Genomic DNA, 12681 nt, shown 5'->3' with positions numbered 1-12681 from the left:
CCTGGATGGCCTTTTGAATGTCGTGCTCTGCCGTCGCCGGATCGCAGTTGTGTACGAGGATCGGTACAGTTCCCGCGAGCACATAGTACGTGTGGAGCTCGGCGACGGTCAGGCTGTACATGCGGGCCTGACCGCGGATCGTGCGGACGGCGGTGATGGTGACGGACTTGTCGTCGGGGGTGGTGAGCGCGTGTCCGACGGTGAGGTCACCGGCCATGACCCAGTCGTGGGTCGTGTCATCCCAGAAGGGGTGGTTGGCCGTTGTCTTGATGGTGGTGGTGATGCCGCCGGTCTTGACGGTGACGTCGACTAGGTTGTCGTCGTCGTGCGACCACTTCGCGATGACCGCGCGGCCGTCCTGGTCCTTGCCGGTCCATTGGTTGGCGGCTTCGACCCGGTCGCCGGCTTTGACGGCGGCGATCGGCTTGGTCGAGCCGTCGGCCATCAGAACGGGAGTGTCGGGTGTGAAGCTGCAGGGGGTGCCGAGGGGTTCCTCGGGTGGTGTCGGTTCGGCCTTCGGGGTGGCCGGAGGCTTCGGATCGGAGGGGGCCGACTTGGGGGTGGTTGGTTCGGCGGTCTTGGGAGTGCTCGGGCGAGTGGGCTCGCCCTTGGGTGATCCGCTCTTGAAGAGGCTGGTCAGTGCCTTCTTGATGCCGCCGGCGTTCTTGATCACCTTGGTCGCGGCCTTGACACCCTTGATGACGCCGACGCCGTCGGCGGCGACCTCCACGACGGTCTCGATCACCTGTCCGGTGATGTAGAACGGGTCGTTGTGGGGGATGCCGAAGATGTCGGCGATCGGGTTCTCGGTGGTCTGGATCGGGGTGATGCCCGGGAGGACCGGAACGCCGGTCTGCTGGCCGACGGCCTCGTTGACGCCGGCGAGGATGTTGTTTCCGGCCGCGTAGGGGCTGTTCACGGTGAGGAAGCCGATGGCCGCGTCGCCGAAGCCCGCAGCGGTCTTGCCGACGGCCTTGGCCGCGGACTTGACCCACTTCGGCCAGAGGCCGTCGGCGTCGGTCAGGTTGACCGGGTTGTTGCCGGCGTAGGTGTAGCCGCCCATCTGGTTGGGGTCGCCGGGCGTCAGCACCGGGTCGGCGGTGAGGAAGCGGCCGAGCGTCGCGTCGTAGTTCCGGGCGCCCAGGAGGTTCAGGCCGGTGGCGCCGTCCAGCGGCTGGCCGAGGTAGCCGTGGTTGTCGGACCAGGTGGCCGGCACGGGCCCGCGTGGTGCGCCGTACGGGTCGAAGGACCGTCGGGTGATGGCCCTGGTCGTCGCGTCGACCTGGAGGGTGGACGTGTTCTGGGGGTTGTGGAACTGGTAGGTGAGCGCTCCGGCACTGGAACGGACAGCCGTCGTCCCGTCCGGCTGGGGGTAGTAGCGGTTGCCGCTGACGGTCGTTCCGTCGGGGGACAGGATGATCTGCTCGGCGCCGCCGAACAGGTAGAGGATGGTGCCTTCGGCCCCGCGCTGGAGCAGGAGCGTTCCGGAGGCGTCGTAGAGGTAACTGGAGGTCTTGGTGCGGGCGCCGTCGGGGGTGGTGACGGTCTTGGTGCGACCCTCGACGTCGTAGGTGAATTCCTGGCCGGCCCCGTTGGTCGGCTTGCTGCCGCGCTCCCCCCACTTCTGGTTCACGGCAGCCTGGTTGCAGGTCCACAGGGTGACGCGGGTGCCCGGAGTGACGCTGCTCCACGGGATGTCGACGCACATCCCGGACTGGTGGACCAGCGAACCGTCCGCGGCGGTGTGCCAGCGCTGGTTGTCGCTGCCGTCGCAGGCCCACAGCTCGAGCTGGGTGCCCTCGGTGGTCCGGCCGCCGACCGGGCGGGCGCAGACACCGAGGACGCGCAGGGTGCCGTCCGTGCCGAGCGTCCACTGCTGGGCGCTGCCGTCGTGGCAGGTCCAGGTCTCCACCGGAGTGCCGTTGGTGTTCGTGCCACCGGTGGCGTCCAGGCAGACCGGGGTGCCGCCGGTGGCGACCGCCGATGGCAGCGTGGTGGTGGCGGTGCTGCTCCGCGAGGTGGTGCTGCCCTGGGCGTCGTACTGCGGCGTCAGGCTCGCGGTGTAGGTGGGGCCGCTCGGCGCGTTGCCGGTGGCGGGCCACTTCTGGTGCGGGAGGCCGTTGCAGTTCCAGAGGCCGAGCTGGGTGCCCGGTGTCCGGTTCGCGCCGGGGATCTCCAGGCAGAACGTGGAGGAGTGGACGAGGGCGCCGTCGGCGCCGTCCGTCCACCTTTGGCTGTTGCTTCCGTCGCAGGTGACCAGCTCGACCTTGGCGCCCGCGTAGCCGTTCCCGTCGACCGGTCGGGCGCACTTGCCGAGGGCACGAAGGGTGCCGTCGCCCGGGCGGGTCCACCTCTCGGAACCGCCGTCGTGGCAGGACCAGGTACCGACGGAGGTGCCGTCGGCCGTCCGAGCGCCCCAGACGTCCATGCAGAGCGCCGTGCCGTCAGCCGCGGTCTGGCCCGAGGTCAGCCGGACGGTGGCCTTGCCGGTGCGGGTGGTGATGTTGGTGACGGTGTTCGGCTTGGCGGACGCGACGCGGCCTTCGCCGGGGTAGCTGCTGGTCTGCGTGATGTCGCGGGCGGTGTCGCCGGTGACATCGTGCTTGACCTGTTGGGTCCGGTCGCCGAGCTGGTTGTACTGGTAGGTCTGCCAGTACGGGGCCGGACCGCCGATGTTGGCCGGACCCGGGTTGGTGTTGTTGCACTGGGAGACTGCCCCGGCGGTCGGCTTCGTGACGCCCCAGGTGTCGGTCCACGCCTCCACGAGGCGGTTCAGGCCGTCGTAGCGGAAGCACTGGGTGTCGAACGCCTGGTCGACGCCGCCCGAGGACTGCAGCTCCGAGGTGTAGGTGAGGTTGCCCACCTGGTTGTACCCGTAGGAGGTGGACGAGACCGGGTTGGCGTCGGCCTCCTGGAACATCACGTCGCTCTTGGTGAGCCGACCGGTGACGTCGTCGTACTGCGCTCCGGAGCGCAGCAGGTAGTTCTCCACACCGAACTGGGAGCGCAGGATTCGGCCCAGCGGGTCGTAGTTGACCAGTTGGAGGGTGGTGGACCGCCCGCCGGAGCCGACCACGTAGCCGAGGTCGTTGCGCGAGAAGCCGTAACTCTCGGCGGGCAGGTTGCCCTCGGTGCCGTACGTGGCGCCGGACGGAAGGCCGAGGTTGTCCTGGTACCACAGGGTCTGGCTGTAGTCGCCGGCGAGCTTGCCCTCGCCGGCCGGGAGGGTGGTCGTGGTGCCGGTGGGCTGGTACCGCACGGTGTAGCCGTTCACCTTCTGCACGTACGTGTCCCCGTTCGCGCCACCGACATAGCGGGTGGCGGAGGTGGGATAGCCCTTGGCGGGCGTGTCGTACGTGAAGGAGGCGAGCAACTTGCTCGGGTCGTTGGTCCTGGCGCCCTCGTAGCGGCCTGTGACCCGGCCGAGCTGGTCGTAGGTGAACGACAACTGCGTGCCGCGGCCGTCGGTCGTCGCCGCCACGCGTCCGAACTCGTCGAACGATGTGGTGGAGGTTCCGGTGTCGGGGTCGGTCTGGGAGACGCGCCGGCCCTGGATGTCATAGCCGTACGACCAGGTGTTGCGGGCGTCGTCCTGGATGGTGGCGAGCTGGCCGCGCTGGTCGTAGGTGTACCGGGTGGTGACGTCACCGGTGCCGCTGCCGCCGTGCAGCACGGAGGCACTGGTCCGGCCGAGCGCGTCGGTGTAGACGGTGCTGGGCGTGCCTCCGCTCGGCGGGGTGGTGACCGTTCGATCGGCACCCGGGTAGGCCGTGCTGGTCCGCCAGAGTTCCTTGGCCCGCGAGTAGAGAACGTTGTCGGTCTGCCGGCCGGCGCCGTCGTACAGGAACCGGGTCTGGGACGGCGAGTCGTTGTCCTGTTCCTCGAAGAGGACGGTGCTCGGGCCGCCGTGGTCCTTGTCGTACCAGGCGGCCGTGGACTTGGTGACCTGGCCGAGGCTGTTGTACCGCGCGTGGGTGAGGACCCGGCCGGTGGCCCCGTTCGCCGGCATGCTCTGCGTCTGGCGGGGCTGGAGGAAGCCGTCGTAGATGGTGACGGAGGTCTCCCGGTTGCCCGATTCGTGCAGCACCCTGGTGGTGACGGTGGGTGCCGGGGCCCGGGAGTTCGGATCCTTGCTCACGCCGTGCGTGTCGTACTCGAACGTCCGGTCCGCAGGCCGGCCCTTGGCCCGGGAGTTCCCGGGCAGCCAGACGGCGGTGCGGCGGCCCAGTGCGTCATAGGTGGAGTCCGTGACGCGGTCGTTGGCGTCGACCGCCTGGGTCACCAGACCGCGGGCCGGGGAGATGATGCTCCTGGCAGTCCAGTTGAGCGCGTTGACCGTCGAGACCTCCGACGGCAGCACACCGGAGGCGGGGCTGTAGGAGCTGGAGTTGACTCCGTTGGTCGCGTCGACGCTGCGGACGACCCGCCCGTAGCCGTCGAACGCCTGGGCGGCGAGGGTCTGGTAGACGGCCTTGCCCTGGGCGTCGTACGACGTGGCGTTCTGGGTGGCCGTGGCGTACCCGAACGTTCGACCGTTCTGACCCAGGACGCCGGGAGTACCGGGGTTCTTGGGGTCGTCACTGCCGTCGTAGACGACCTGGCGGTCGCTGACCACCGTCGTGGCGGAGGTTGCTGTGCCGCACGGTCCGGCCACGGTCTTCACGGTGCTGGGGTAGGCGACCATCATCGGATTGCCCGCCGGCGCCGCCGCGTACTCGGTCTTGGTGCAACTGCGGTTGTCCGGACTGGTCACGTCGGGCTGTGACTCGACCGTGTCGGTCCGGCCGAGCGCGTCGAAGCTGGTACTGATCCGAGTGGTCCGCCAGGTCCCGTCGGACAACAGGGTGCTGGAGCGACCCTCGGACGACTTGGCGCGGCGCGCCTCCAGGTCGGGCAAGGTGGAGAGCGGCTTCTTCGGGTCCGAGCTCCAGGCGGACCGCTTCCGGGCGGCGATCGCCTTGTCGGCCACGGCCATGCCGGTGAACTGCTTGGCGATGGCGGGGCCGCCGGCCTCCCGGTGGGTGATGACCTCCTGCGGGGTGCCCGAGAGCCAGGCGGAGTCGACGGACTCCTCACCGAGCGAGTTCCTCAACTTGACAGTGCGGAGCGTCCCGTCGGCCCGACGGTCCTGGTCCATGCCCTGGAAGTAGGACACCGACGTCTGGCCGAGCGGATCCGGGCCGTTGGTGGCGCCGGTGGTGGTGGTGACTGTGCGGTAGCCGCGGAACTCGTTCCAGGTGCGGTACTTGTCGTCCGTCAGGTCGGAGTCGTCGCGGTGCCAGGCCGCGCCGCCGCTGTAGGTGTAGGACGTCTCCCGGGCCGGCGAGGCGGCCGTGGTGCTGTCAGTAGCGGTGACCTTGGCGACCAGGGTCTTGTGGAACCAGTCCGCGATCGGGACGGCTCCACGGGGTGGGGTCCAATAGACCGGGTAGCAGGCCAGGGTGTTGCTGTCGGCCGAGGCCGGCATGACGCCCTTGGTTCGCGAGCACTCCGGGTCGCGGTAGGTGATGGCGACCTGGGTGCCCGACTCGGTGTTGATGCCGATGATGCGCGGCCGGTAGAGGGGCGGCGCGGGTGGGTCGAGGCCGTCGACGCGGTTGTTGAGTTCGGTGCCGGCGAAGGTCGCCGCGTCGAGCGTGATCGGGCTGGAACCGCCGGCCGAGGTGTCGAGGGCGGTGTGCTGGATCTCGGACAGCCACATGACCGACTGCAGCGAGCCGTCACTGTAGTTCGGGTCGCCGGGCTTGCCGGTTGCCGGGTCGATGATCGCACCGGCCTTGGAGAAGATGTGCTTCAGGTCGTACCGGTCGACGCTCTGCCAGCCACCCTGGGTGCGCAGCTCGGTGTAGACCCTCTGCAGGCGCTTGGTGGACCAGAACGTCGGCGAACCGATCCAGCAGACGTTGGCACCGGTGCCGCTGGTCACCCAGCCTTCGGGGCAGGCGAGGTCGTACGGGACGTCAGGCCAGTCCTTTGCGGTGGTGGCGGACAGCTTCTCCGGTCGGCAGGCGTCGTCGGAGATCACGCACCGCTCGGCGATGTCGAAGGTGACCCGGGCGGAGGGCTCACGGCCGGCGACGGCGTCGGCGACCTGGTAGCCGTAGGAGATCCGGCTGAGGTAGCCGCCGCGGGTGTACGGGGTGAGTGTTCCGGTGCCGCCGGCCTTGGCCGCCTGGCCGGCGCCCATGGCGTAGCGGTTGGTCTCGGCGGCCCAGTCGTAGCGCTGCAGGTTGCCGTTGGGGTCGACGACGAAGTCGAGGTTGAACCGCCAACCGGGCTGCTGGTCGCACTGCGAGTTCTTGCCCTTGGCGGCCGTGTAGCAGGGGTCGCCGCTGTTGGAGTGGTAGACGGGAACCCCCCAGGCGCTGTTGGTGGCGCCGTCGGAGGTGGTGCCGGGCGCGTGGTTGAGACCGAAGTAGTAGGCGGCGCCGTCGGTTGTGGTGACCTTGAAGTACTCGCCCTGCCACAGGCCGTTGGCGGCGCCGGTGAGGCGCTCGATCCGGGTGCCGTCGTCGCTCAGCAGGTGGTAGAGGCCGTTGTCGTCGCGGACCAGCTCACCGGAGTGGGAGCCGAGCGACAGTGTGGCGCTCCACCCCGTCCAGCACTGGTCCCCGGATCCGTCGATGCCGCTGTTCTGGCAGGACTTGTAGGAGCGTTCGACGAAGCCCGGGCTGTACGACCAGCCGTCACCGATCCACGACGCCTGCGAGTTCCGGGCCGAGGTCGCGCCGTCGACGGACTGGGAGTTGTACGCGAGATCGACCCCGGGGGCCTCACCGCCGACCGATGGTGGCACCGAGATCGGGTACGAGTAGGTGAAGGCGCCCGAGGCGCTCTGTGTCCACGAGCCGGAGGACGATAGGTCGGTCGCGGCGAAGGAGCCCTGGGAGCCGCCTACGTCGGGGACCGCCGCCAGGGCCGTGCCGCCGCCGGCCGGCGCCGCCGCGAGGCTGAGGGCCGTCGCCGCGGGCACCTCGGCCGGGGAGCCCTTCGTGGGGGACGCCTGTGTGGGAGTCGCGGTGCCGCTCGGGAGGACGACCCTGCCGGTGATCCGTTTGGTGGCGGGGTCCAGGGTGGTGTCGATCGGCGTGCGCGTACGGCACTCGGCGAGCTGCGGCGTTGTCAGCGCGCAGTCCGGCATGGTCACCAGTCGTAGCCGGGAGGCGTAGCCGCCACCGTAGGCGTCGGCGATCGAGCTGTAGTCGAGGGAGACGTCGAGACCGGCGGCGTCAGTCCCGCCGTCGGCTCGCCGGAGCCCGACCAGCAGACCGTCGACGTTCGCCTGCTGAGCCTGCGACCGGTCGGCGACCTTGACCTCGACGGATCCCGGTCCACCGGCGGCCGGGGCTTGCGGGGCACCACCGGGGGCGCTCTGCGTCTTGGCGGCCGAGGCCGGAGCGGCGGGGCCTGTGCCGAGCAGGACGGGGGTGGAACCGGCACGGACGGCCGCGTCCTTGCCGCTGGTGCCACCCACGAGGTCGGGCCGGTTCTTCAGATCGACCGTGACTGTCGCCGGTGCGGGCCACTGGACGGGGCTCGACTTGAAGGGCTGAAGGTCGCGGGAGCCCGCAGGGTGAGGGAGCCGCTCGGGCTGCCGCTTCTTGTCTGCGTCGCGGCCACCGACCTTGGGGAGTTCGGGAAGCGGAGTTTCCTTTTCCTGATCGGTGGCGCGTGCCGTCCAGGCTATGCCGTCGCCGGCCAGTGGAACAACGAGGGACAGCGCGGCGGTAAGTGCGGTGACCGTCAACGCATTTCGCCAGCGGACACCCCCTCTTCGTGAACAGTTGGCGGATCGTTTCCAGCCGGATTGCATGTACCGCTCCGTTTTTATGGAATTGAAATGGGTCTGTTACCTGCGTTGACAAATTGAGGTAGGGGCGTCCCATCGTGATCGCCGGAACCGTATTGCCAGTCCGGGTTCGAACGCAATACCGTTCGGCTGCTTACTGATGGCCGAATTGATGGAACATCATCGGATGGCCGATCAGAAAATGGCATCAAATTGGACAAAGGCCCTTCGTGTCCGCCGGTGTGCGTGACGTCAGTCACGTCCGTCACCTCTGGACGGGGAGAGCCGCGCTGTGAAGGTGAACTGACACACCATGCGAGAAACCCGTCCACCGAGATCGCTGCGGAGTGGAGTGGCGAGACGCCTGGCTCCCCTGTGCGCCGCCGGACTCCTGCTGGCCGCCTCCGGAGTCGCGGTCGCGGCTGTCCCGGCGCCCGTCACTCCACCAGGCCCGGGCCGAAGTGGTGCCCAAACGACGCCCTCCGTGAGCGCGGTGGAGGCCGCACTGCAGAAGGCGAAGGCCACCGGGAAGCCGGTCCCCGTCGAGGAACTGACGACCGAGACCTCCCTGACCGTCGCGCTGCCGATCGGCAAGCTCGCCCGCACTGGCCACCTGCTGCCGGCCAGGGTGAAGAAGGGCGGCGCGTGGGCCGATGTCGACGCCACGCTCGTGCGCGGTGCGGACGGGACGCTCGCGCCGAAGGCCACGCCGTCGGGCGTCACCGTGTCGGGCGGTGGTACCGGGCCGCTGGCGACCCTCACCGATCGGCAGGGCCGCAGTCTCGCTCTGACGTTCCCGGTGAGCCTTCCCGTGCCCGCCGTGGACGGTGACACCGCCGTCTACGCCGAGGTCCTGCCGGGCGTCGACCTCCGTGTCGAGGTCGGTGACCAGGGTTCGGTCCGCGAGGTCCTGGTCGTCAAGAACGCTACGGCTGCCGCCAACCCGGTGCTGAAGTCGCTGCGGTTCGGCACCGCCACGAAGGATCTCGTCGTCGCCGACGACGGTCACGGGAACATATCCGCCGCCCCAGCGGGTGGGGCACCCGTCTTCCAGGCGTCTGCCCCGATCATGTGGGACTCGGCCTCGGACGCCCCCGCAACTGCCCCCGTAGGGGTGGCCGCCAAGATGACCGCGGGCGCTCCGGCCGCCGGCACGGCGTCAGGCGGTGCCGGTAGCCCGTCGTCGGTCGACGCTCCCGGCGCGGGCGCGCACGTGAAGCCGATCGCCGTGAGCGTCGACTCCTCTGTGCTGACCCTGACCCCCGATGCCGACCTGCTCGCCGGCAAGGGCACCGTCTGGCCGCTGTACATCGACCCGACGTTCCAGCCGACTCCCGCCATGGGAACGAACCACTTCGCCCAGGTCATGTCGGCGTCGGAGTGCGCCAACGTGTCGACCTACGACAAGCCCCAGAGCAAGGGCCAGGGCGTCGGCTTCCAGCACTACGAGCGGCCCAACTGCTACGGAATGGAGCGCTCGTACTTCGAGTTCGACACCAGTGGCGTGACGCGCGAGATGTACATCGCGGAAGCCAACATGTACTTCGCCGAGTCCTACGCGGCGGCGCACGACTGCAATGCCACCGCCCCGGTCTGGCTGAAGTGGACCGGCGGCATCGACAGCGCGACGACCTGGAACCGGCAGCCGGGGATCTACCGGAACCTCGGTGATGCCCAGTGGCCCAAGAGCGCCTACGACGGGTGCGGGGCGCAGCAGATCGTCTTCCCGGTGACCGGCGAGCTCCGTGAGGTGGCCCAGCAGGGCATCCAGCGGTGGACGGTCGGCCTGATCGGCGACGAGAACACGTCGACCGATGTCAACCACTTCATGCGGGTCTTCCCCAACCCGTACATCCTGGCCACGTACGACCTGGCGCCGTACACCCCCAGCGACATCGACATCAGCCCTCGGACGAGGAATCCCGACTCGGAGTGCGGCAACGACCGGACCGGCTGGTTCGGCCGGACGGTCCCGCTGCCGGACGGCACGTCCGACGTCCGACTGAGGGCTTGGGCCAGGACGCCCATGCCCGGCACCAACATCGCGGTCAGCTTCCATATCTGGGACAACATGACCGCAGGCGAGAACGGCGCGCCCGCCCCCGGAATCTGGCGCGTGAGCCAGCCCATCCCGCCGGGAGGCGGCTGGGGCGAGGTCAACCTGGGCTTCGCGGCGCAGGACGGGCACCAGTACGTCTGGGACGTCCGGTCCACCGACGGAATCCTGGAAAGCCCTCCCACCGGTTTCTGCTACTTCAACGTCGACCTCAGCGCGCCGACGCCGGCGAACATCGCCCCGTCCTCCGTGTTCCCGCCGTTGGGCAGCGGCATCAAGCCGACCGGTCACGCCGGCGACCCCGAGCTGACCATCCGAGTGACCAGTACCGATCCCGTGCCGGGCGGTTGCACTCGCGGCAGTTGCATGGCCAGCGGCGTCCAGGGGTTCCAGTACGCGCTCGACGACACCAGCTCGCCGAGCGGGTACGGCAGCAAGCCGGCCGGCGGCGTCGCGGCCGACGGCAGTGCCTACGCCGACATCCCGATCTCGCTCAACCGCGACAACTGGGGTGTGCACCGCCTGTACGTCCGCGCCGTCGACTGGGCGGGAAACTCCCAGCCGGAGTGGGCGACGTACGAGTTCTACGCTCCGTGGAACCCGGCCACCAAGTCCGTCGCCGGGGACGTGACCGGGGATGACATCCCCGACTACCTGGTGCCGGCGTCCGACGGCTCACTGAGCCTGCTCGCGGGGAACAGCGACTTCACGGCCCAGCCCGGAACGGCCTCCGTCAAGGATCGGAGTCCTCGCCACGACAGCTGGAACAACTACCTGTTGGCCCACCGGGGTTCGTTCACCGGCAACAGCGTCGACGACCTGCTCGTCTACGACAAGGCCGAGAAGCAGTTCTTCTACTACGTCAACGACGCGGAGATGGTGCCGCAGGGTGTGACGGGCCACTACACCCAGCTCCCCGTCCAGATCGGCACCACCACCGGTCTGTGCGGCCAGGGCATCGACGGCACCTGGCAGAACATCACCCAGATGACCGCGGTCAAGACATCCAGCGGCGCGGGGCAGCCCTACCTGGTCACCATCGAGAAGGGCCAGCTGCGCTACTACGCGCCCAGCCTGACCGGCGACTGCCGCTTCGAGGCCGGTGCCGAGCTCGGAGAGGCCGACGACTGGAGCGGATTCACCCTCCTGTATCCCGGCGCCGTCAACGGCGAGCCGGCGCTGTGGGTGCGCGACAGTGTGACCGGCGCCGTTACCAGTCTGCCGCTGCCGATCGACTCCGCCGGTGCGCTCAAGCCGAACTTCGCACCCCTGGCGACGCCCGTCCGTCAGTCCCTGGCGTCCGCGCTCAAGGACGCCGACGGCAAGAGCATGTGCGCCGACATCGACCACGGCCGGACGGCCAACGGTACTGCCGCCCAACTGTGGGAGTGCGCCGAGGGCGGCCGTGGCAACCAGCAGTTCACCCTCGGCACCGACGGTGCGTTGCACATCCTCGGCAAATGCCTCGACGTCACCGGAGGCGGCACCGAGAACGGCTCACCCGTCAACCTCTGGGACTGCAACAACAGTCCTGCCCAGAAATGGGTGCCCGTTCCCAACTCGTCGATGCTGAAGAACCCGGAGTCGGGCAAGTGCCTCGACGTGCCCCGGGCCGACGCAACCGCCGGCAACCACCTGGGCATCTGGGAGTGTCACAACGGCGCGAGCGAGCAGTGGACCGTGCCGACCGTCCGCACCGTCTTGCCGCTCGGGCTGGCCTCGGACGTCTTCACCACCGTTGACTCGCCCGGTGACATCAACGCCGACGGGTACCCCGACCTGAACGTCACCGTCTCCGACGGCCGGGTGATCCAGTACCTGGGTAGCGCCCCCGTGGGCGGCCTGCCGAGGTTCGGCGCGGCGCAGGAGATCTCGGGTGCGCGGCCCGTCAGCTACAACATCAACTCCGCCCACAACCCGACCCGCTGCATCGACGGTTACGGCGCGCCCAACGGAGGCTCCGTGGGCTTCTACGACTGCTGGAACGGCACGAACCAGAAGTTCACCTTCGCCTCCGACGGTACCCTGCGCACCGGCGGCCGGTGTGTCACCGTCCGGGACGACCGCACCGACTGGGGCGCTCCGGCGGCCATCGCGGACTGCCGCGGTTCTCGCGGCCAGGTTTGGACGTACCGCGGCGACGGCACGCTGTACAACCCCGCGTCGAACGCCTGCCTTGAGCTGCCCGGCTGGAACGATGCCAACGGCTCCGGTCTGGGTATCTGGCAGTGCAACCGAGACAGCAGTGGCACCCCCAACGCCAACCAGCGGTGGACGATCTACCCGAACACCGCCTGACCGCTCTCCGGGACGGCCTGCGGGCCCGCGACGCACACTGCGTCGCGGGCCCGCAGGTTGTTGGTGGGAGCGGATCGTACGACTCCGACCTCGCGGAGCCCGACGCTCCGCTGTCGGTAGGAGGAGCTCAGGGCACGGCCGTCCGGCCCAGCAGGTTCCAGGGGTGGCATTGGAGAGTGCCCCGTGCCGGGGTGCTGCGCCCCCACGCGGCGCCGGGGGACAGGCGGATGCCGTGGACGGGCTTTCGGAGCTGACCGGGCTGCCGGTCTGGCTGGGCGGTTCAGGTGACCCGCCTCGACCGGTGGCGGGCGTGCGGAACCTGCGGGGAGGGGATGGCCTCCGGACGTCCCGTCCTCCGGCCTCACAGTTCGATCGTCGACCGAGGTACCAGCGGCAGACCTGATCCGTCTCGATCTGTCGCCACTGCCTCCTGCGGTCGAACTTCCACAGCTCCTCGCAGGTCCACCTCCATGATGCGCCTCCGGAGCCCTCCGCACCAGGGCTTTTCCTCGTGAATCGGGGCAAAGGGGTAGATCGG

At 69.3% G+C, this 12681-nt stretch carries 2 protein-coding genes; one reads left to right on the top strand and one right to left on the bottom strand.

Features of this window, described 5'->3' with window-relative positions:
* Positions 1 to 7474: ricin-type beta-trefoil lectin domain protein (locus ACFXHB_RS20650; protein WP_380576031.1), on the bottom strand; the 7474-nt coding region annotated here is incomplete at its 3' end.
* A 799-nt stretch (positions 7475 to 8273) separates the two neighbouring features.
* Here ACFXHB_RS20650 and ACFXHB_RS20645 point away from each other — a divergent pair.
* On the top strand, positions 8274 to 12143 hold the full coding sequence (locus tag ACFXHB_RS20645; RefSeq protein WP_380576030.1) for a ricin-type beta-trefoil lectin domain protein: 3870 nt from the start codon (positions 8274 to 8276) through the stop codon (positions 12141 to 12143).
* Positions 12144 to 12681 lie beyond the last annotated feature (538 nt).

This window comes from Kitasatospora sp. NPDC059327 (assembly GCF_042752535.1).
GTDB lineage: Bacteria > Actinomycetota > Actinomycetes > Streptomycetales > Streptomycetaceae > Kitasatospora.
The sequence above is the reverse complement of the archived record's forward strand: the minus strand, read 5'-3'. Positions and strand labels throughout refer to the sequence as shown.